Raw genomic sequence first — 18130 nt, 5'->3', positions numbered from 1 at the left:
CGGCGGCCGAGGCACGGGGAGGGCGAACGCTTGAAAATCCTGCTGGTGGAGGACGACGCGGCGCTCGCCGACGCCCTAGCCAAGGTCCTGCGGGCGGAAAATTTCGTCCTCGACCGGGCCGCCACCGGTGAGGACGCCCAGCATCTCGGCGAGACCGAGGGCTACGACGCGGTGGTGCTCGATCTCGGCCTGCCCAAGGGCGACGGCGTCTCGGTGCTGCGGGCCTGGCGGGCCGCCGGGCGGACCCTGCCGGTGCTGGTGCTCACCGCCCGGGACGGCTGGAGCGACAAGGTCGCGGCCTTCAAGGCGGGGGCGGACGATTACCTGGTCAAGCCGGTGCGAGTGGAGGAACTGGTGATCCGCCTGCGCGCCCTGGTGCGCCGGTCGCAGGGCGGCGGGGCCAGCCGGATCGCCTGCGGGCCCCTGAGCTTCGACACGGGACTCGGCGCCTTCGAGCACGAGGGCCTGCCGCTCAAGCTCACGGGCCTCGAATGGCGGGTCCTGTCCTGCCTGATGCTCAACCGCGACGCGGTGGTGCCGCGCCCGCACCTGATCGAGCGGGTCTACGAGGGCGACGCGGATGTCGATTCGAACTCCGTCGAGGTGATCATCACCCGCCTGCGCCGGAAGATCGCCCCGGCCCGGATCGAGAGCGTGCGCGGCCACGGCTACCGCCTGCACGCGGACCCGGCCTGATGCCGCCGCCGAAGAAAGGACCGCCGCCGCACCGCTCCCTGCGGACCCGCCTGCTGGCCGCCGCCGTGGTGCTGGTGCTGGCCGCCCTGGTGGTGGCCGGCCTCGCCATCGGGGTGATCCTGCACCGATTCGTCCGCGGGCAGATCGAGGGGCATCTCGACGCCCAGATCGTCGCCCTCCGGGCCGGGCTGGAGGCGGGGCTGCTCTCTCAGAATCGCGACGCACCGCCCTTCGACCGGGACGGCCCCGGCTGGGCCTGGGAGGTGCGCCGGGGGTCCGAGACCTTCGGCTCGGGCTCCCTGCGGGGCGGCCACATCACCGTCACCGAGCCGGGCCCCGACGACGAGCCCGACCACCCGCACCCCGCGGACGGAACCGGGCCGCGGGGGGAGCGGCTGATCCTGCGCGTGCTCACCGTGCCGGGCACGCCCCCCGCTACCATCGTCGCGGGGGCTCCCCGGGGTGCCCTCTACGGGCCGTTGCGCGAGGCTCTGACCAGCCTCGCCCTGGCCCTCGGGATCCTCGGCCTCTGCCTGATCGCCGGTCTGGCGCTGCAGGTCCGCCTCGGCCTGGCGCCTTTGCGACGCCTGCGGGCCGACCTCGCCGCCGTGCGCGCCGGGCGCCGGGAGCGGGTGCCGGAGGAGCAGCCCGCCGAGATCAAGCCGCTGGTCACCGAACTCAACGCGCTGCTCGACCAGAACGCGCAGAACCTGGAGCGCGCCCGCGGCCACGTCGCCAACCTCGCCCACGCTCTCAAGACGCCGCTGGCGACCCTGTCGATGGCCCTGGCCGACCCCGCCCGCGATCCCGGCGGGGCGCTGCGCCTCCAGGTCGACGACATGGACCGGCGGGTCCGCCACCACCTGCGCCGGGCCCGGGCGGCGGCGCTCGCCGGCTCGGCCCGGGGGCGGACACCCCTGGCCCCCCGGGTCTCGGACCTGCGCGACGCCCTGGTGCGCCTTTATGCCGAGAAGGGCGTGGCGATCGAGCTCGCCGTGCCGGATGACCTGTCGGTGCCCTGCGAGGGCCAGGATCTCGATGAGATGCTCGGCAACCTCGTGGACAATGCCTGCCGCTGGTGCCGCACCCGGGTCCGAGTCGCGGCCGCCAGCCAGGCCGGCGGAATCGGGGTGCGGGTCGAGGATGACGGGCCGGGCCTCGACGGCGCGGCCGCCGAAGCGGTCATGGCCCGCGGGCGCCGCCTCGACGAGGGCGTGCCGGGCCATGGCTTCGGGCTGCCAATCACCCTCGAACTCGCCGAGCTCTACGGCGGCGGCCTCACCCTCGGGCGCTCGGATCTCGGAGGCCTGAAGGCGGAGCTGCTGCTGCCGGCGTGATCGGTCAGGCCAAAGCCGCCCTCAAGATCGGCCGGATGCGCGGGTCGATGCAGTGGGCGACGTTGAAGCGCATGTAGCCGTTCCAGCCGTCGGAGAGGCTGAAGGCGGTGCCCGGCGCCAGGACCATGCCCTGCGCCAGCGCCCGGCGCGCCACCTCGGCGCCATCGCGCCCGTCCGGCAGGCGCATCCACAGGAAGAAGCCGCCCCGGGGCTGCGCCCACGGCTCCAGGCCGCAGGCGCCGAGCTCGGCCGAGGCCTGGACCATGGCGCCGGCGAGCCGCCGCTTGGTCTCGGCGAGGTGCCGGCGATAGCAGCCCTCGGTGATCAGGCTGTGCACGAGCGCCGCGGTGACGTGGCCATTGCCGAGGCTGAGCGCGAGCTTCAGGTCGACCAGGGGCTCGACCCAGTCGGCCCGGAGCGCGATCCAGCCGCAGCGCGCCGCCGCCGACAGGGTTTTTGAGAAGCTGCCGATCTGGATCACCCGCTCCAGCCCGTCGAACCCGGCGAGGCGCGGGGCCGGCTCCGGTTCGAGGTCGCCAAAGATCTCGTCCTCGACGATCAGGGTGTCGTGCGCCTCGCACAGCTTCAGCAGCCTATGGGCGATGGCCGGGGCGAGGCTCGCGCCGGTCGGGTTCTGGAGCGCCGCGTTGGTCAGGTAGAAGCGCGGCCGGTGCCGTTCGAGCAGGGTCCCGAGGGCCCGCAGGTCCGGCCCCTCCGGGGTCAGCGGCACGCCGACCACCGAGACCCGGTGCGCCCGCAGCAGCGCCAGGAAGTTGAAGTAGCAGGGATCGTCCACCAGCACGGTGTCGCCGGGCTGGAGCAGGAACCGGCAGACCAGATCCAGCGCCTGCGTGGCCGATTCGACCAGCACGATCTGGTCCGGCTCGGCGCCCACGCCCTTCTCGGCGATCTTGCGGGCGATCTGGATCCGCAGGGGCTCGTAGCCGAGCGGGCGGTCGTAATTGGTCATCTCGGCGAGGTCCGCCCGCGCCACCCGGCGCAGGCCCCGCCGGAGCGCCTCGTGCGGCATCCAGGAATCCGGCAGCCAGCCGGCCCCGGGCTTGAGCTGGTCCGCACCGGCCTGCTGGGCCTGGCGGGTGATCCACAGGGGATCGACGATCCGGTCGAGCCGGGGCCCCATCGCCTGCAGCGAAAGCGGGCGGGTTTTGCCGGCGACGTAGAAGCCCGAGCCCGGCCGCGCCACCAGGGTGCCCTCGGCGGCCAGCCGGTCATAGGCCTCCACGACGGTCGATTTCGACACGCCCATGGATTCCGCGAAGGCCCGCACCGACGGGATCCGGACCCCAGGCACGAGATGGCGCGCCGCGATCCGCTCGCGGATCTCGCCGGCCACGGTCTCCACGCGCGTCCCGGCGAGCTTGGTGGCGACCTGCATCCGTACTGCCTTTCCGACCGGACAATTCATCCAAATCGTACTGAACTGTTCCTGTCGCCGCCAGTCCCGTGTGGTCAAGATCGCCGGGTTCCGAACAGACGGAGGATCGAATCATGGACCAGTGCCTCACCGAGACCGCCCATGCCGCAGGTCGGCCGTCCTGGCTCGCCCGGTCCATCCAGGCGATCGCCGAAGCCGCCGCGGAGGTGCGGACGGGACTGTCGCGCGTGGCGATGAACCGGCGCGTCCTGCACCGGCTCTCGACCCTGTCGGCGCGGGAGCTGAAGGATATTGGCCTGACCCCGCAGGACGTCGCCGACGCGGGCGTGCCGGGGCGGCACGACGCCATCGCGTTGCTGGTGGGGCGGCGGGACGCGCGCCGCCGGGGGCGGGGCGTGGGCGACTGGCCCTCGGCCTGAGGCTTCGGTCCGCTGTGCGGAGGTCATCGACTTGCGCACGTTCATCGCAGGCGCCAATCTCAAGAGATGTCGGTCGACTTCTCATACCTGCTGCGGAAGGAGGATCCCGGGGCCACGCTTCGGGATCTCGACGACGTGGTCGCGCTGGCACCAGTCGTGACCGATGACGGCGATACGATCCCGGCCGGCACCGAAGGGACCATCGTCGGGGTCTGGAAGGGCGGCGAAGCCTTTTTCGTCGAATTTCCGGAGCCGGCGGGTGCCCTCGCGACAGTGCTACCAGTCAATCTGAGACGCACTGGTCGCCACACGCCGTGAGTCGCGCGGGCCTGCCGGCACTCCTGGGGTTGCGCATCCAGGGCGAGAAGATCGTCGGTTACTTGCTGAATCCTACGCACCCGAAGGGGGCTCGAAGGCAAAGTTTTTGCTTCGCTTCGGATTTTCAGCGGATCAGCCGAACATTCTGGCAGATGCCTTGGTAAGCCATTACGTGTCCGCACCGGACACGCAAATGATTTTCGACGCGGTTGGGTCCAGGCGCATCGTCTGCGAAGGCCCAATTAAGGGTGTCGATGGCCGGGAACCCTGGATTCGCTCCGTCTGACTCATCGAAGAGGACCTTTACGGTCGCCTCCTTACCGTCATCCCGCTGCCCGCACGGCGCAACGCATCATCGAAGTTCTCCGTGTCAGGCCCCAAAACGCCCTAACAACGCGTACTCGATAGGACGCCTCCGACGCGAGCGAAGGGCAAACCTAAATTCTGATTTTAAGAGACTTATGGAAGTGGCGCGGGCGACGGGACTCGAACCCGCGACCTCCGGCGTGACAGGCGGGGCGGAAATGCAGATCCGTCAAAGGGCCGTCAGACTTTTGGTCTTCAAAAATCTCCTCGGCGGTGCGCCAGAGTCTGACGATCCTGGACTACGCGTCATGGACGACGAGAGGTGGCTGCGATAGCTGATCGCCATGGCCAAAGAGACCCCCAGCGTCAGCGATCTGCGTCGCATATCGGACGTGAGCGACGACGAGATCACCGCCGCGGTCGATGCGGTGTTGGCCGACCTGGCGACCGAGGCTTACCCTCTGGCCAAGGGCTGGACGCTGGACCTGGTCGCGGCGATCGCGAGCCACAAAGCTTCCCAGGACGCGCTGCTCACCGACCGTGACGCCTACAAGCGCAACATGGTCCGCACCGCGATCCTGCTGGCGCATCCGGTGAAAGGGTGAGCGAGGACGCCTCGAACCCCTTCGGTCTCGGCCTCCCGCAGCGCATTGTGGTGCTTGAAGAAGCGGTGATCAGCTCCGCGAAGAACTCACCGAGCCCCTTGCCGTCCAGGCGCTCGGGCGTCGCCGTGAGACCCAGGTGACGCAACGCCGGGAAGCGCGCCCGCAGGGCTGCCCAAGACTTGGCCGCCACGTGGTGCGCCTCATCCCAAATCATCAGGTCGGGCGACGGCAGCGCGTCGGCCCGCCGCGTGAGGCTGCCGATCGCGCACACCTGCACAGGTCGGTCGGGCTCGAACGGACGACCGGCGCCGACGACGCCGTGCGGCACGCCGAGCTCGGCCATGGATCGGCTCGTCTGACCGACGATCTCTCGCCGATGCGCGACGATCCACACCCGCTCGCCGACCGCGGCCGACACGCCCGCAACATGGGCCGCGATGTGCGTCTTGCCTCCACCGGTCGGGAGCTGGAGCAGGACCGAGCGATGCTCGGAGAGCGCCGCGCCAATCCTTGCCACGAGGTCGATCTGATAAGGGCGCAGGCGCATCAGGCCTGAGCCTGCATCGCCATGATGTCGCGTACCAGCCCGGCGATCAGCCCGGGGTCGGGCCGCGTCTCCTCATCCAGATCAATCTGCGCGAGTTGCGCCTTGATCCTGAGGCCGTCGAGCGTGCGCGCCGTAGCGTCGCGGATCGCGCCATCGAGTTCGTTCTGGGCATCGTCCAGAGCTTCCCATTCGGCCTCGGCAGCATGGAGGCCACTCGCCGCGTAGATCCGTTCTAGTTCAGCCTTCCAGCCGTCCCAGGCCGCCACGATTGCATCGGCCCTGGCCTGCGCCTCCGGCCATGCCACGCGCCGGCCGATTGTGCTGTCCGTGCCATGCAGCGAGTGCCCCTCGGGGAACGGCTCGTCCACGATCCGTGTCCGGCGACGGCGCAGTGGTCCTGCCCGCCCGCCAGCGCCCGGCGCTTGGACAGAATACCAAAGCCGACCGGATCCGTGCGCTGTCGCCAGCCCCAGGAAGCCAAAGCCCTCGTCGCCAGCCTGAACAAACACCGCCTCGGGCGGCAGGGGCAACTTCGTCGCGTCCGACAAGTCGTCGTGTCGCCTGCCCGCAGCCTTCGCCGCCGCTTCCGCGAGGCCGCGACGTCGCCAGAGGTCGAGTAGTTCTGCGTCTGGATGCGTGTCGCCGGCGAGTACCGGCAGCGTCGGAACGGTGGATGTCGTGAGGCCGACGAGCATGCTCCGACGAGATATGCCGCCGCTCATCGGACGGCTCCGACGCGCATCACAGCTACAAGCAGCATGTAGCTTTCGCTTCGGTTGTTCGGTGTTTCCTCTCCGCGCACCGTTCGGATCGCCGCGGTGGCGGGTCCAACTGGCTTGGATTTGCGCTCATGCAAACGGAGCGCAAACGCGCTATGTGTGATGACATCCATGACCTGCATCTCCGTGCGGGCTGTGGGGAGGATCGGAGAGCGAGGTAGCCGCCTCATCTCTGGTCCGTCATGTCATTACACGAGGCTTGTGCCGTGTCAATACACGCGGTACATTCAGCACATGTTGACGATGGCCGAAACCAAACGAGAACATGACCGCGTTTTCCAAATGCGCGTGTCAGATGCCTTCCTGTCGACGCTCGACGAGTGGCGCCGCGGACAACCCGATCTGCCTTCGCGTGCGGAGGCCGTACGGCGACTTGTCGAACGAGGCATCGTCATCCGTACCCATGACGATCCCGATCACGCCAAGGGCTCCCAGGGGGCGAACTGATGGCGGAAGGCGATGAACTCGATCCATACGATCCGCATAATGAAGCAGAGATACCTGTTGCGGATATTCTCTCTTATCTTAGAAGACGCAAATACAACTGTGAGATATGCGACACTAGCTCTTGGTTTACCCCCTCGGCGCCAGGAACAACGAACGCCATATCACACATATCTAAGCCGGCATTCCTTAATGATGAAGGCTACGATGTAATCACTTATCCAGTTGCATGTATTGAGTGTGGTAATACTAAATTCATGAACAAGGTTATAATAAAGTATGAACTACAGAGACTACGCGAGGAGGACAACAAGAAACGAGATGGCGAATGAGTGAGGGAGCTGGACGCAACGTAGAACGAGCCTTGCTAGATATTTTGGCAGCAAGGGGACGCTTGCCGACTGCGCACGCCCGTGACCCTTCAAGCGAGGCGGGCGAATTTAGCGAAAGATCGGACGTTCAAGCCGCGCCGCTTGATGATGAGGTAGCTGCCGAACAGCCTCTGGTCTCGCCAGCACAACCAATGGTAGGGCAACCAATGGCCGGTCCGACAAGAGAAGAGATCGACGCCAAAATTGCTGCAGCAGAAGCTCGCGGTGATACGAAGCTTAAGGGTCTCGAAGGCAAAATCGACCTGTTGATCCAAACGCTCGGCGAGGTTCGCAACGATAATCGGTCGCTCAAGACCAACATTTGGACGGTGTGCGCCATCATCGTCGCCGCCATCGTAGGCGTCGCGGGGATTATCGCAGCGGTGGTACCCTTCGCCTTTCAGACAGGGATCCAATTCAAAGATCTAACGGATCAGGCCATCGCCACTCGATCCAGCGGTTCAACCTCACAACCCTCCCAGACGCCGCCGGCCAAGCAAGGGCAATAAGTGCGCGTTGCACCTCACTAGACCCTTCGGTTCACGCGATCGACATCGATACAGGCGAGTTCGTAAGGCCATACGAGTCGACGGTTCGAATTTACGGACGCGACCCGCAGACGGTTTTCAAATAGCGGCCATCGCCGAGGAGCTGGTCGCGGGCGACGCTCGTCTGACCGGTCATGAGACAGGCGAAGACGGACGGCGTCTTGGCGGTGATGACGTCGAGCGCGGTCTCGCGCGTGCAGTCGGGCTGTGCCGTCGTGGCGGCGCAGACCAGGATCAGGGCGTAGACCGTGTTCATGCGCCGGGCATCCCTTCGACGGGCAGGCAGCGGGCGGTGATCCGCGATCCGGCCGGCAGGAGCTTCGTGAGGTCGGCGAACTCGGCGATGCGTGCGGCCCGGGTGGTGCAGGTGTATTTCCCCTCGGCGCGCTGGCGGCCGAGCATGGTCCGGCAGGCCTTGGTGCAGGCCTGGACCTCGATGCGCCAACCGATCGTCTCGGCCCGGCCGGTCGCCATGGCGCCGAGCAGGATCGCAGTCGCCAGCGCCATCTCCAGGATGAGAAGCGCGAGCAAACTACGGATCGTCATCGCCGCGGTCCCTTGGTGTCGCAGAAGGTTTCCTGCAGGACGATGCCCAGCAGCAGGATCAGCGCGATCGCCAGCACCTGCGCGGTCACCGGGGACAGGCAGACCGGCGGCACGAAGGGCGCGATGCGCTCGGGCGCGGCTACATCGAGGATCAGGCCGTCCATGTCAGGGGGCCTCACCGACAGACAGAGCCCGGCCGGCGTGGACCGGCCGACCGATGCAGAGCGCCGGCGCGGGATCGCGCCAGGAACGGATCTTGACCGGCTCGGCGCGGCGCAGACCGACCAGCAGGGCGATGCGCGCCAGAATGTTCACGACCTGAAGCCCTGCAGGAAGGCCCGGCGCACCTGCACGCAGTCGGCGGCGTTGCGGCACTCCTCGCCGACCACGGCGGCAATCCGCTCGTGCATCGCGGAGGGGGCCTTGGCGGCGTAGGCGTCGAAGGCGTCGGCCGCGGCGCGGAGGCTGGAGGCGGAGGTGCCCACCATCGGAGCGAGCTGCTCCACGGCCTGGTCGACGAGGTCGGAGGCGCTGAGGTTCATGCGGGTCGAGCTCTCAGCCGAAGATCGAGCGGAAGAACGTGGCGTCGAACGCCAGCCGGAACTGCAGGCTGTGCGCGCGGAAGCGGATGTCGGCCGGGGCGCAGTCGCAGCGCTGGATCGCGGCACACAGGTCGAGGAGCGCAGCGCGCTGGGAGGCGGACATGGACGCTCCAAAGAAAAACCCCGCCGGAGCGGGGTTGGCGTCGAACAGCGGGTTCGATCACGGTTCCGTGATACGAATTTGAAACCCGATATGGGCAAGGTCGGGCGGCTGCGTCGGGCCGTGCAAAAGCCTCGGCGTAGCCGGCGGGTCGGGCGCCAACGCCCCTCAGCAGAGCCCGGCCCGCCGTTATTCGATCAGGCCGTTTTGGCCGTAGCCCTGAGACGTTCCCGGTGGCGCAGGACTGCGGCTGGCACCGGCGCCGGCGCCCGACGCGGCGGGCCACCGCCTTCTTGATCGGGCCAGTGCCCGGTGAGCTCGCGATAGAAGCGTCGGAGGCCGTCGCGGATCTCGTCGCGGTCTTCCATGAACGACTCGGCCGTGTGCCGATGGCTCGGCATCTTCAGCCTGTCGGCCTGGCCGCATAGCAGCCGAAGGCGCTCGGCTATCTCGCGCTCTGTCACGGCAGCGGATCCGGCATGGCGTCGACCATATAGGGTTCGCCCGTCACGTCACACCGCCGATCTGTCAGGGGTGAAGCGGGTCGTGATCGGGCGAAAGGGGGAGGTGCGGGCCGGGGCTACAGCTTCAACCACCGCCCGAGGGCGGCTGCGGGTCTTTCGGGCGTCCTGGCTGGCCGGCTTACTGCGATGCCTTTTTCACGCGCCGTGGCGCGCCGCACCATCTCGCTCGGGCCATGCCCGGAACGACGAAGGCCCCGCGCGTTTCCGCCGGGGCCTTCTAAAACTCTGCAGGGTCCGAACTACCGCAAGCCGTTCTCCCGGTCAAGCTGTTCGTTCGCTGGCCGGCCTCCAATCGCGGGGGTCGATCTTGCGGACCGGCGAGGCGCGCAGCGGAAGGGCTTTGCGTCCTGCGGCCCGGCGGTTCGTGGGTTCGATGTGACGGCGGGGGCGCAGGTTCGGCAGCGGGGCGCGGTCCTCTTCCTGCGGCTCGATCCAGGGAGCGGCGCTGGACTTCGGCGGCAGAACCTCGATGCTGGTGAGGAACTGGAGCGCGGGCACCAAGTAGGCGAGCGCCGCGTGCCAGAACGCATAGCGCAGCTGCTCTTCGACGACCTCGGCGCCCGTTCGGGTGAATTTCAGCTTGCAGAACAGGCCGGTGTCGCGGGCGTCGCCCTTCGAGGTAGCGATCTCGTCATGGCTGGCGAACCACGGCTTGCCGTCCGGGCCCTCGCCGCAGGGCGTGGTGATGGTGCGCCAGAGCGTGATCTTGCCGTTGTCCGACTTCACCGCCTCAACCTCGATGCCGCCACCAACGTCCGGTCGGCTGCCACGGATCGCGCAGGTCATGAGCCAGGCGGGGGTGGCGTGCAGCGCAGCTGAGATCAGAACTTCAAGGTTCGCCTTCCCGCGCAGCTCGGTCTGGATCGGGTAGGCAGAGAGGTCGAGCGGGCACGCCGCCGAGCCGGCCGCGGCCAGCTGCAGGGTCTCGCCCAGAACTTGGAGGTGCGCCTCGATCGTGATCGCGTCCGGATGAGGGTCACCCATGGCCAGCGGCATGCCGGGTTCCCGCGACCAGTTGTCAATCGGTCCCCCGAATACGCCCGCACGCCACATCGCGTGCATCGCCGGCGGCATCGGCCCCCGGATCGGTTGATCGTCGCGGCGCTTGGGTAGCTCGTCCCGGATCGTCCAGCGGAGGACTTCCTCGATCGTCATCTTGCGGCGCTTCTGCGCGCTCTGGGTGGTGCTCTGCGTCGATGCTTGCACGGTGGTCCCCAATCCTCATGCCAACCCACACCGGTCAGCAACACCACATTGATCCGGGTCCGGTTTTCTCAGGGTCAAGCATTATTTTTTGGCCCAATCGGGCGCGAACGATTGCCTCAGCGTTGCGAGGCTTCGCTCGCATGGCAACTGGATAGCTTTCCGCCGGCTCGACACAAACAGCAGAATACCGCCGTGAAACTTTTGGAATTGCTAAACATATCAAGTCAGCTCTGACTACGGGATGTAACCGCGATAAAATTGCGAAAGAGGAAGATGCTTATCAAGTATAGGAAGGTCGTTCGGGTGAATCCATTCTTTCCTAAAGAAAGGATATCGTCTGCCGTCGAAACATGCTCGAAGCCAATCAATCATCTGACGTACCCGCGGAACCCTGACCGTGTCGGGATGATAAGTCAGCCAAATGTCAAACTGGAAATTGACGCCGCAATCGATTGGAATGATCCCGAGCTGTAGCGAGTGAATGTACGTCGGCAGCCAACCGATGCCCATGCCGTTCGCAATGGCCAATCCATGTACGGTACTGGCATTTGAAGTGAAGGGCACGAAGGGCGCACGATCCATGTCCGGGATTGCAGATTGGAAGAGGGTCGACTGACCAGTGTGCTCCGCGACTTGCAAAATTAGCCTATGATCCGCAAGATCGCGAACGGATTGGGGACTTCCATACTTGGCGATATAATTTCGCGATGCAAATGGCATCGAGTGCAGATACCCTAGTCGGATTATCTTGAGATCGACTGCAGTTGGGCGCGTGAGCTGGATTGCAATGTCGGCCTCCATGCGCAGAACATCTGCTGAGCTTAGGCCGCAGTTCATGTCGATGCGCAACTGTGGATGTTGCTGCTGGAACTCGGCCAGCCTTGGCGTCAGCCAGACTGAACCCAGCCCCTCGGTCACAGCAATCCTGACGTCTCCGGAGACATCGCTTCCAAGCGTGTCACGCGCCCTCAGAACAGAGAAAGCAGCCTCTTCCATCGCCAGCGCGCTGTCCAAGATGCGCTCACTTTCAGGTGTCGGTCGGACTCCGTCCACATGTCGCGTGAACAATGACACGCCGAGCACCGCTTCAAGCTCCTCTACGCGTCGGCGCACGGTGTTGGTTGACAGGGCAAGGCGTTCGGCAGCTGCGCGGAAACTGCCTGCGCGACGAAGCTCCAGAAACAAGCGGAGCAGTTGCCAATCCAGTTGCGCTTCAGTCCGCTCGCCCGGCAGGCGTTCCCTTACTGGAACACCGCGTTTCACCGCTGGTCGCATACAGCCCCCGCAAACAATGCAAAACATTGCGCCGCTTCAGGTAGTATTTGTACAGGCGAATTCCAGACCATGACCGCTCATCACCCTCCTACGAAGATATTCGCTAATGCTAGCCCGTCCGTCGAGGTCTATGGTCGGCACAGTTTGCATAATCTGGATGTGACACGGACAGCGCGTCGCGTCGTGATTTTCTCGCCAAGTATGACTGAAATTGAGAGACTTCTGGAATTGTGGAAAGCTGAAGTTGGCCCATCTTCTTCCGTGGATGCACTTCGCCGCATGATGTCCGCCAATCCTGATGTCATACGTGCGATCGCTCTGAAGAAAACGTTCGATTGGGCTAATCCGATCGCGCAAGGGTTCTTTGCTGTCCTGCCGCTCTCGCTGGCGGGACATCTCGCTCTACTCGACGGTTCTTTTGATGCCCGCGATCCAAACGAGGAACACCTTGTCGGCCAGCACGAGAAGGCGGCCGCGATCTACTTTGCCGCGATATATGCGCCAGGCCAGATGGCTGGGGGGATCGGTCTGGCCTTCGAGCAGGTCTGCGCTCCTTTGCGCCGGGACGCAGATCTGTACTCACGATTGGCCACGTTCGCCGGGCAAAACTTGATGCCCCAGCTTGGCTTCGAGCCGGTCGATACGACTGCCGTCGTAAGCAACGCTACACTCTATGTATTTAGGCGGACCGCCCAGGCGGTCGAGCGGCCCATCTATGATAGTTATCCGAGTCCTACATCGAAGTACGCAGTCGGTGTCGTTCGCAATTTAGAGGATTACAATAAAGTAATATCCATTCGAAGCTCCGTTTTCGTCGGCGAGCAGATTTGCCCGTATGCAGAGGAGTTCGATGGAAACGATCTTTCAGCTACGCATCTGATTGGCTACATTGACGATGAGCCGGCCGCAACGATCCGCATCCGCCTCTTTGCGGGCTTCGCGAAGCTCGAACGTGTCGCTGTGCGGCGTGAACATCGTCGATCAGAGATCGCATTCGTCATTATTCGAGCAGCCCGGGAATTTTGCCGAATGAAGGGCTACCGGACGATCTATGGGCATGTGCAGAAGCGCTATGTAGAATTTTGGAAACAGGTGCTCGGTGCCCGCGTGGCCGATAAGGCTCGGGAATTCACGTTCTCAGATTTTGACTATGTTGAGATGATCGTTGACCTTGACGAACATCCCGACGCCATCTCGATGGCTACAGATCCATTCGTTATACTGCGACCTGAGGGACGCTGGCACGAACCTGGTATCTTGGACCAATCAGCTTCTCGACCACCCTCCCGCCCCTCTTCCAAGCGGGTTTCGCCGGCTGAGCGGGCAAGCGTTCGTCCTAATGTTCGCGGCCCTGTTGCGGGCGCGTGATCATGATCTCATCGCTGAATGAGCCTACCGATGCAACGGATCCAGATCGCGAGTGTGCAATGCGCGTCGCTGAACTCGCCGCTGATCTCTTGGAAGCCGCACGAAAGCTCGGCGATACTGCCGTTATAGCGGCAGCGGAGCTGGCGGCGTACCAGGCTGCGATCGCCTTGGCTCGATCAATCCGATCGAGAGAAAGCGACGCCTGACGCACTGCGTCGCGCGCCGCTCTTCACATCTACTGCGGACGGCCTCGGCGCCTGGCGAGGATCGAATGGGCGTATCTAAACAGTTCGGCTCGATCTGCGGGATCGACCATAGCATGCAAGATCGCTAGAAGTTCGGTCGTGTCGCGGGCTACGGCTTGAGCACTTGTTGCGCCGAAGAAATCGGCTGTCGGCCGATCGAGTAGGTCGGCGATCCGCTCAAGTTGGGCGTGCATACGCACCTTGTCATCATCACTCCCTTCGCCCATGCGGCCAGCTCTTACTTAACTGTGGTTACTCACACTATACACGGTCTCGATCACGGCGCGAAACCAACCGTGTTCAATGGCGCAAGATCAGCTTGGTGAATGCCAGCGCTCGTCAGCCAGCATGACCGTGCAGCCCGACGATAGTCGCATTAATTCTGGATGCAATCTGCGCCGCGGCCTCATCGCGCAAGCGATAAGTCGTAGCCGATTTCCAGCCCATCTCGCGGATGAGCTCCTGAAAGCTCTCCCGTTCCGCTCGGCATCGTGCCCAGGCGAGTAGTACGTCTCGCTTTCTGGTCCAGTCCGGATCGGCGATGTCGAGATACTCGTTCAACCAATTAAGCGGCCGGATCTCAGCCGCACTGCGCGTCTTCGGGTTGGTCTTGAACGCTCGCTTGAGCCATAGCAGCACGTCGCCGCTCGTCCAGGAGGGCGTGTGACCGAGGCCTACGGGGAGTGGCGGACCTTCCTGGCGGGGCAGCATTGAACGCGGGGGCGCGGCCCACATCGCCGCTCGTCGTTCCTAGCATGTTCCAGGAATACAGATCGTGGCTTTGGCGCCATGCCCGAGCCTTGTGTCCACCAGAAGACGCTTCTCGCTCGACAGATTTGGCGACCACGAAGATCTGGTTGATGGCGGAACAGCGGGGGCAGCCAACCTCTGACGCCCCTTTCAAAGCAATGCGGACAATTTGAGCGTTTTAAGCGACATGTTCTCCACGCGCATCGGGCTTACTGTTCTCGGACAATATTGAGCCCTATTAATGATCGAGCGCCGAGCAGAGCCCCGCTCATATCTGTCGGACATCACCGGCAGGATCCTGATCGACGAGCATAGGACCGTGCCATGCATCGTGTCCGATCGCTCGTCGAGCGGCATCAAGGTCACGCTGCCGAGCACAGACGACGTGCCCGACGCATTCATTCTTACTGTCGATGGTACCGGGGAGACGCTGGTCTGTCGTGCCGCGTGGCGGAAGGACGATCAGATCGGCTGCATCGCGGACACGCTTGTGACGGAATGGCGCCCCCGGCCGACATTGCGGAGGCAGCCGATTTTGGCCTGATCCACCGCCAAGCCCTACTGCATCCTCTCGACGCTCTCATCCAAATACCGGGCGAGATCGCTGTTCACCTGCCGGCTACGGTCTAATCGGTTCGTCTTCGCCGACCAAAATTGGCGGGACAGACGCAGCGGCCTCCTCGGCAGCCGCATGCAACCGGGCGAGGTCGTATTGCAGCTGCTGCCAGATCAGGGGCGCCTTGTCCTTGAGACGGTCCGACCCGGTCCCAAGCCCATCGACGGGCAGAACCACGATGCCCCCCTTGCGGAGGCGGCCAACCAGGCGCTGAAACGCGGCCCGGCTCTCGATGTAATAGGCGTCGAGATCATTGTCGCTGAAGAAAGCGTCGACGAGCTGACTGGGAGATCGCCTCGTCGGGATGCCGATGGCGTTCGGCTCACCGCGCATCTCGTCTGGCTGGCCGCGGACGCCACGCCGCTCAAGATTGTCCGCGAACACGTAGAGCCGATCTCGCTGCTCGCGGAGCATCATCCGTGTGACGCGCCCTCCCGTGTAGATCGGCATTCCCGAGCGCCTCCTCCGTCCTTCCTTCGTTCGATAGGGGTTTTCATACGTCTGCCACCCTTCCTGACTGGATGAAATGCGGCACGAGCTGCGAAGTGTCGTTGGAGATCGGCCCGGCACTCTCGCGCAGAATGATCCCGGCCGGCTCGTCGCCGACCACCCAGGAGCCGATCACGACGCGCCGGCCGTCGAATTCGGGGATCGGCGCCAAAGCCTGACGCACGTAGCCGCTCTCAGCATACGGCCCGTCCTCCGTCGCAGCGACTTGGCCGTCCGTGACGATCGTCACGTTGGCCCCCTCGCGGCCGAGCAGAAGCTTGCGGGCGAAGCTCTTATCGAGCTCGAACTTGCGCGAGTCGTCCTCGAAGTAGGCCGGCAGCAGGTTCGGATGGTCCGGGTGGCGCTCCCAGAGCAACGGCAGGATGCCCTTGTTGCTCAGCACCATTTTCCAGGCCGGCTCGACGAAGGTGGTGGAGGTGGCGGCGATCGCGGGGCCGAAGCCGTCCCTTAACAACCACTCCCACGGGTAAAGCTTGAACAGGAGATGGACCGGCGCGCCGCTTCGGTCGATGAAAGACGTGCGATCGCCCTCTAGATGCAGGCCGATGTCCGACATGTCGATCAGGCGCACCTGCAGGCCAGCTTGAGCGGCGCAGTCCGCGAGGTACCCGACCGTGCCGCGGTCCTCCGGGAACTCGGTCATGCAGGTCAGGTGCAGCGCATCGCCGACTCGGCTTCGGATCCGGCCGAGCTGGGCCACCAGGCGCTCATGGACCGAGTTGAACTGGTCGGCGTCCGCCGGCAGCGCGCCGCTCGCGCTGAGGTCTTCCAGCCACCGCCACTGGAACACCGCGGCCTCGAACAGGGCAGTCGGCGTGTCGGCGTTGTACTCCAGCATCTTTGCCGGGCCGGCGCCGTCGTAGGCCAGGTCGAACCGTCCGTAGAGGTACGGGTCGCGGGCGCGGAAGCTGCGCGTCACCAGAGATTGCGCCCAGTCCGGGATGCCGAGGCGGGCCATCAGCGCCGGGCTTTCGGAGATCTCGCCAGCCAGATCGAGGCAGAGCCGGTGCAGCGCGGCGGTGGGCGCCTCTAGGTCCTCCTCGATCTGCGCGATGGTGAAGCTGTAGGCGGCCGACTCGGACCAGACCGCGTGTCCGTCCTCATCGGTGTGAAAATCGAAGCCGCTCTCGTCGGCGAGTGCGCGCCAACCCGGCCGGGGCGTGAAGCTGTGGCGCCGCATCACGAACCTCCGCCGAACCTCGCCATGGCCCGTCCGATCGAGCCGAAGCCGCCGAACGAGGTGGTGCCGGCAGGTGCAGCCGCGCGGACCGCGGGACCGGCTGAGGCGTAGGCATGGGCTGCCGGCGTCGATGGCCCGTAGGACGAGCCGCCACCGTGGAAGAACCAGAAGATCCCACCGCCACCATGCCCGCCCGAGGACGAAGCGTGTCCGGTGCTGGCCGCGGCGACCGGCGCCTGCGGGTCGTGGCACTCCGGCCGCGGGAAGTCCTCCGGCCGGTCGCACCGAGGCTTCGGTACTGGGAGCGCGAGACTCTCGGCGAACTGCTGCGGCGTCGGTTGGGGCGGCGCGGACCGGTCATCCTGGCATCCGGCGAGCGCCGTTGTGCCGAGGAGGACGAGGGTGACGTGGCGGGACCGCTTCATGATGCGGTTATTGTATCCGCCTGCTGCCATCTTCACAAAGAGTTCAGCGGCACCAGACCGACGTCAGTCGAGGCCGAATGCACGGTGGGGCGATAGGCCGTCCCAACGTGGCACGAATGCCCTTCCGCCCGTCTTGCAAGCCTTGAAACAGCGCCGCCGACCGCGGAAGGGGGATCTCGGCCAGCGTGTGCCATTAGTGCCGGCTTCGGCGAACAATGGCAGACCGGCGGCGTCTGTAATTATCTTTCCTGGTCGAGTAGACCGCCGGCGAAGCGGATATAACGATCGTCATAAGCATAATCTTAATCGTTACTTGAGATCAGACAGCAGCGGTAAGGGAGCTGGTCTTGTTGTCAAACCTCACCATCCGGGCCCGTCTCATCGGGGCGCTATCCCTGCTGTTCGTGTTGTCAGCTGGGCTCGGTGCCTTCTGCTATGCGAAGCTACAGCAGTTGAGCGTCGCCACCGACAGCCTTGGTGGCAATACGCTACCATCGGTTCGCATTCTCGGGCGACTCGGCGCCGATTTCGAGGCCCTTCGCAGCCGGCAGCTCGCTTACCTCGTGTCCAATCCAGAACGCCGACCACAGTCCCTGACGCGCCTGCGCGCAAGTCTGTCCGACGTCGCCAAGGATCTTGCGGAGTACGTGCCCTTCGTCAGCGCCGGCGAAGAAGCTCTCTGGAAGGCGGTTGCGACCACAGTTCCGGCTTATACGGCCATGACTGACGAGTATCTCAGGCACTTGGACGCCGGCGACGCCAAGGGTGCAAGCGACTACCTGTTGGACGGCATGCTGCCTGCCCTGAATGCCGCCCGCGCGGCGCTCAAGGCGGCCGTCGGCTTCAACGAAGCTGCAGGAAAGCAGGAAGCCACTGTAGCGGCCGAGCTTGGACGGAGCGGCCAGTTCGCGATCTTGGTCGTCCTCGGCCTGGTCGCTGCGATCACTCTCGCGGTCGGCTGGATGTCCGTGACCACGATCTCCGTCCCGATCCGCAGGATGGCGGGCGCGATGAGCA

Annotated in this window: 28 protein-coding genes; 12 read left to right on the top strand and 16 right to left on the bottom strand. The window is 65.1% G+C overall.

The genetic code is table 11. The features are described from left to right. The first annotated feature begins 30 nt into the window (after nucleotides 1-30). Nucleotides 31-696 carry a response regulator transcription factor gene (locus MKK67_RS07190; RefSeq protein ID WP_092038362.1) on the top strand — a complete coding sequence of 222 codons (666 nt, stop codon included), beginning with the start codon at nucleotides 31-33 and terminating at the stop codon, nucleotides 694-696. Further along, the gene (locus MKK67_RS07185; protein WP_243963088.1) at nucleotides 696-2033 is read left to right on the top strand and encodes a sensor histidine kinase; all 1338 of its coding nucleotides are present in this window, start codon (nucleotides 696-698) and stop codon (nucleotides 2031-2033) included. The genes MKK67_RS07190 and MKK67_RS07185 overlap by 1 nt, the downstream gene beginning before the upstream one ends. A gap of 4 nt (nucleotides 2034-2037) precedes the next feature. Here the strand turns inward: MKK67_RS07185 and MKK67_RS07180 are convergent, their stop codons facing one another. Then, nucleotides 2038-3429: a PLP-dependent aminotransferase family protein gene (locus MKK67_RS07180; protein WP_243963087.1), complete on the bottom strand. Its 1392-nt coding sequence runs from the start codon at nucleotides 3427-3429 to the stop codon at nucleotides 2038-2040. Between the two features lie 113 nt (nucleotides 3430-3542). Here MKK67_RS07180 and MKK67_RS07175 point away from each other — a divergent pair, with 113 nt between their 5' ends. The 4 genes from MKK67_RS07175 to MKK67_RS07165 all read left to right on the top strand — a co-directional run bounded on the left by MKK67_RS07175 (nucleotide 3543) and on the right by MKK67_RS07165 (nucleotide 5077). Then, nucleotides 3543-3848 carry a DUF1127 domain-containing protein gene (locus MKK67_RS07175; RefSeq protein ID WP_243963085.1) on the top strand — a complete coding sequence of 102 codons (306 nt, stop codon included), beginning with the start codon at nucleotides 3543-3545 and terminating at the stop codon, nucleotides 3846-3848. A 66-nt stretch (nucleotides 3849-3914) separates the two neighbouring features. After that, nucleotides 3915-4166: a DUF4926 domain-containing protein gene (locus MKK67_RS07170; protein ID WP_243963084.1), complete on the top strand. Its 252-nt coding sequence runs from the start codon at nucleotides 3915-3917 to the stop codon at nucleotides 4164-4166. Further along, complete coding sequence (locus MKK67_RS32865; RefSeq protein ID WP_409568376.1) at nucleotides 4147-4452, top strand: DUF6883 domain-containing protein; 306 nt, start codon at nucleotides 4147-4149, stop codon at nucleotides 4450-4452. Before MKK67_RS07170 ends, MKK67_RS32865 begins: the two co-directional genes overlap by 20 nt. Before the next feature lie 364 nt (nucleotides 4453-4816). Further along, entirely contained in the window at nucleotides 4817-5077 is a 261-nt protein-coding gene (locus tag MKK67_RS07165) for a hypothetical protein (RefSeq protein ID WP_243963082.1), read from the top strand. Here the strand turns inward: MKK67_RS07165 and MKK67_RS07160 are convergent. After that, entirely contained in the window at nucleotides 5004-5624 is a 621-nt protein-coding gene (locus MKK67_RS07160; RefSeq protein WP_243963080.1) for a DEAD/DEAH box helicase, read from the bottom strand. The two genes, MKK67_RS07165 and MKK67_RS07160, sit on opposite strands and share 74 nt — an antisense overlap. After that, nucleotides 5624-6346 carry a hypothetical protein gene (locus MKK67_RS07155; protein ID WP_243963078.1) on the bottom strand — a complete coding sequence of 241 codons (723 nt, stop codon included), beginning with the start codon at nucleotides 6344-6346 and terminating at the stop codon, nucleotides 5624-5626. Before MKK67_RS07155 ends, MKK67_RS07160 begins: the two co-directional genes overlap by 1 nt. A gap of 300 nt (nucleotides 6347-6646) precedes the next feature. Between MKK67_RS07155 and MKK67_RS07150 the strand changes: the two genes are divergently transcribed. From MKK67_RS07150 to MKK67_RS07140, 3 genes are read left to right on the top strand one after another with little or no spacing between them, the layout of a single operon-like run. Then, nucleotides 6647-6850: a hypothetical protein gene (locus MKK67_RS07150; RefSeq protein ID WP_243963076.1), complete on the top strand. Its 204-nt coding sequence runs from the start codon at nucleotides 6647-6649 to the stop codon at nucleotides 6848-6850. Continuing rightward, nucleotides 6850-7179 (top strand): hypothetical protein, encoded by a 330-nt coding sequence (locus MKK67_RS07145; protein WP_243963074.1) that lies wholly within the window; start codon nucleotides 6850-6852, stop codon nucleotides 7177-7179. The genes MKK67_RS07150 and MKK67_RS07145 overlap by 1 nt, the downstream gene beginning before the upstream one ends. Then, a complete protein-coding gene (locus MKK67_RS07140) occupies nucleotides 7176-7727 on the top strand; it encodes a hypothetical protein (RefSeq protein ID WP_243963073.1) in 552 nt (183 codons plus the stop codon). Before MKK67_RS07145 ends, MKK67_RS07140 begins: the two co-directional genes overlap by 4 nt. Before the next feature lie 91 nt (nucleotides 7728-7818). Here MKK67_RS07140 and MKK67_RS07135 read toward each other — a convergent pair whose 3' ends face one another. From MKK67_RS07135 to MKK67_RS07095, 9 genes are all read right to left on the bottom strand, one after another. Further along, on the bottom strand, nucleotides 7819-8022 hold the full coding sequence (locus MKK67_RS07135; protein WP_243963071.1) for a hypothetical protein: 204 nt from the start codon (nucleotides 8020-8022) through the stop codon (nucleotides 7819-7821). Continuing rightward, on the bottom strand, nucleotides 8019-8312 hold the full coding sequence (locus MKK67_RS07130) for a hypothetical protein (RefSeq protein ID WP_243963069.1): 294 nt from the start codon (nucleotides 8310-8312) through the stop codon (nucleotides 8019-8021). Before MKK67_RS07130 ends, MKK67_RS07135 begins: the two co-directional genes overlap by 4 nt. After that, nucleotides 8309-8476 (bottom strand): hypothetical protein, encoded by a 168-nt coding sequence (locus MKK67_RS07125; RefSeq protein ID WP_243963067.1) that lies wholly within the window; start codon nucleotides 8474-8476, stop codon nucleotides 8309-8311. Before MKK67_RS07125 ends, MKK67_RS07130 begins: the two co-directional genes overlap by 4 nt. 1 nt (nucleotide 8477) lies before the next feature. Continuing rightward, nucleotides 8478-8627, bottom strand: coding sequence for a hypothetical protein (locus MKK67_RS07120; protein WP_243963065.1), 150 nt, complete (start codon nucleotides 8625-8627; stop codon nucleotides 8478-8480). Continuing rightward, a complete protein-coding gene (locus MKK67_RS07115; RefSeq protein WP_243963064.1) occupies nucleotides 8624-8854 on the bottom strand; it encodes a hypothetical protein in 231 nt (76 codons plus the stop codon). The genes MKK67_RS07120 and MKK67_RS07115 overlap by 4 nt, the downstream gene beginning before the upstream one ends. 13 nt (nucleotides 8855-8867) lie before the next feature. After that, nucleotides 8868-9017, bottom strand: a complete 150-nt coding sequence (locus tag MKK67_RS07110; RefSeq protein ID WP_243963063.1) for a hypothetical protein — start codon at nucleotides 9015-9017, stop codon at nucleotides 8868-8870. Nucleotides 9018-9211: 194 nt separating this feature from the next. Beyond that, nucleotides 9212-9478 (bottom strand): hypothetical protein, encoded by a 267-nt coding sequence (locus MKK67_RS07105; protein WP_243963062.1) that lies wholly within the window; start codon nucleotides 9476-9478, stop codon nucleotides 9212-9214. A gap of 321 nt (nucleotides 9479-9799) precedes the next feature. Next, a complete protein-coding gene (locus tag MKK67_RS07100) occupies nucleotides 9800-10744 on the bottom strand; it encodes a hypothetical protein (RefSeq protein ID WP_243963061.1) in 945 nt (314 codons plus the stop codon). Nucleotides 10745-10978: 234 nt separating this feature from the next. Continuing rightward, the gene (locus MKK67_RS07095; protein WP_243963060.1) at nucleotides 10979-12007 is read right to left on the bottom strand and encodes a LysR family transcriptional regulator; all 1029 of its coding nucleotides are present in this window, start codon (nucleotides 12005-12007) and stop codon (nucleotides 10979-10981) included. Nucleotides 12008-12088: 81 nt separating this feature from the next. On the opposite strand from MKK67_RS07095, the gene MKK67_RS07090 reads away from it, so the two are divergent. Then, nucleotides 12089-13387, top strand: a complete 1299-nt coding sequence (locus MKK67_RS07090) for a GNAT family N-acetyltransferase (protein ID WP_243963058.1) — start codon at nucleotides 12089-12091, stop codon at nucleotides 13385-13387. 584 nt (nucleotides 13388-13971) lie between these two features. Here the strand turns inward: MKK67_RS07090 and MKK67_RS07085 are convergent. Then, nucleotides 13972-14271: a hypothetical protein gene (locus MKK67_RS07085; RefSeq protein ID WP_243963056.1), complete on the bottom strand. Its 300-nt coding sequence runs from the start codon at nucleotides 14269-14271 to the stop codon at nucleotides 13972-13974. Between the two features lie 352 nt (nucleotides 14272-14623). On the opposite strand from MKK67_RS07085, the gene MKK67_RS07080 reads away from it, so the two are divergent. After that, the gene (locus MKK67_RS07080; RefSeq protein ID WP_243963055.1) at nucleotides 14624-14926 is read left to right on the top strand and encodes a PilZ domain-containing protein; all 303 of its coding nucleotides are present in this window, start codon (nucleotides 14624-14626) and stop codon (nucleotides 14924-14926) included. Between the two features lie 75 nt (nucleotides 14927-15001). Here MKK67_RS07080 and MKK67_RS07075 read toward each other — a convergent pair whose 3' ends face one another. From MKK67_RS07075 to MKK67_RS07065, 3 genes are read right to left on the bottom strand one after another with little or no spacing between them, the layout of a single operon-like run. After that, the gene (locus MKK67_RS07075; RefSeq protein ID WP_243963054.1) at nucleotides 15002-15448 is read right to left on the bottom strand and encodes a hypothetical protein; all 447 of its coding nucleotides are present in this window, start codon (nucleotides 15446-15448) and stop codon (nucleotides 15002-15004) included. Between the two features lie 43 nt (nucleotides 15449-15491). Continuing rightward, the gene (locus MKK67_RS07070) at nucleotides 15492-16688 is read right to left on the bottom strand and encodes a glutathionylspermidine synthase family protein (protein WP_243963053.1); all 1197 of its coding nucleotides are present in this window, start codon (nucleotides 16686-16688) and stop codon (nucleotides 15492-15494) included. After that, nucleotides 16688-17113, bottom strand: coding sequence for a hypothetical protein (locus MKK67_RS07065; RefSeq protein ID WP_243963052.1), 426 nt, complete (start codon nucleotides 17111-17113; stop codon nucleotides 16688-16690). The genes MKK67_RS07070 and MKK67_RS07065 overlap by 1 nt, the downstream gene beginning before the upstream one ends. 350 nt (nucleotides 17114-17463) lie before the next feature. Between MKK67_RS07065 and MKK67_RS07060 the strand changes: the two genes are divergently transcribed. Beyond that, nucleotides 17464-18130: MCP four helix bundle domain-containing protein (locus MKK67_RS07060; protein WP_243963051.1), on the top strand; the 667-nt coding region annotated here is incomplete at its 3' end.

It is taken from the genome of Methylobacterium sp. J-072, assembly GCF_022829425.1.
Lineage (GTDB): Bacteria > Pseudomonadota > Alphaproteobacteria > Rhizobiales > Beijerinckiaceae > Methylobacterium.
This window is presented reverse-complemented; position numbering and strand designations above follow the sequence as displayed.

Coding starts and splice junctions, on each gene's coding strand:
- MKK67_RS07185 (WP_243963088.1), top strand. CDS start 696: ATGCCGCCGCCGAAGAAAGGACCGCCGCCGCACCGCTCCCTGCGGACC.
- MKK67_RS07180 (WP_243963087.1), bottom strand. CDS start 3,429: ATGCAGGTCGCCACCAAGCTCGCCGGGACGCGCGTGGAGACCGTGGCC.
- MKK67_RS07175 (WP_243963085.1), top strand. CDS start 3,543: ATGGACCAGTGCCTCACCGAGACCGCCCATGCCGCAGGTCGGCCGTCC.
- MKK67_RS07170 (WP_243963084.1), top strand. CDS start 3,915: ATGTCGGTCGACTTCTCATACCTGCTGCGGAAGGAGGATCCCGGGGCC.
- MKK67_RS07165 (WP_243963082.1), top strand. CDS start 4,817: ATGGCCAAAGAGACCCCCAGCGTCAGCGATCTGCGTCGCATATCGGAC.
- MKK67_RS07160 (WP_243963080.1), bottom strand. CDS start 5,624: ATGCGCCTGCGCCCTTATCAGATCGACCTCGTGGCAAGGATTGGCGCG.
- MKK67_RS07155 (WP_243963078.1), bottom strand. CDS start 6,346: ATGAGCGGCGGCATATCTCGTCGGAGCATGCTCGTCGGCCTCACGACA.
- MKK67_RS07150 (WP_243963076.1), top strand. CDS start 6,647: ATGGCCGAAACCAAACGAGAACATGACCGCGTTTTCCAAATGCGCGTG.
- MKK67_RS07145 (WP_243963074.1), top strand. CDS start 6,850: ATGGCGGAAGGCGATGAACTCGATCCATACGATCCGCATAATGAAGCA.
- MKK67_RS07140 (WP_243963073.1), top strand. CDS start 7,176: ATGAGTGAGGGAGCTGGACGCAACGTAGAACGAGCCTTGCTAGATATT.
- MKK67_RS07135 (WP_243963071.1), bottom strand. CDS start 8,022: ATGAACACGGTCTACGCCCTGATCCTGGTCTGCGCCGCCACGACGGCA.
- MKK67_RS07130 (WP_243963069.1), bottom strand. CDS start 8,312: ATGACGATCCGTAGTTTGCTCGCGCTTCTCATCCTGGAGATGGCGCTG.
- MKK67_RS07125 (WP_243963067.1), bottom strand. CDS start 8,476: ATGGACGGCCTGATCCTCGATGTAGCCGCGCCCGAGCGCATCGCGCCC.
- MKK67_RS07115 (WP_243963064.1), bottom strand. CDS start 8,854: ATGAACCTCAGCGCCTCCGACCTCGTCGACCAGGCCGTGGAGCAGCTC.
- MKK67_RS07110 (WP_243963063.1), bottom strand. CDS start 9,017: ATGTCCGCCTCCCAGCGCGCTGCGCTCCTCGACCTGTGTGCCGCGATC.
- MKK67_RS07090 (WP_243963058.1), top strand. CDS start 12,089: ATGACCGCTCATCACCCTCCTACGAAGATATTCGCTAATGCTAGCCCG.
- MKK67_RS07080 (WP_243963055.1), top strand. CDS start 14,624: ATGATCGAGCGCCGAGCAGAGCCCCGCTCATATCTGTCGGACATCACC.
- MKK67_RS07075 (WP_243963054.1), bottom strand. CDS start 15,448: ATGCCGATCTACACGGGAGGGCGCGTCACACGGATGATGCTCCGCGAG.
- MKK67_RS07070 (WP_243963053.1), bottom strand. CDS start 16,688: ATGCGGCGCCACAGCTTCACGCCCCGGCCGGGTTGGCGCGCACTCGCC.
- MKK67_RS07065 (WP_243963052.1), bottom strand. CDS start 17,113: ATGAAGCGGTCCCGCCACGTCACCCTCGTCCTCCTCGGCACAACGGCG.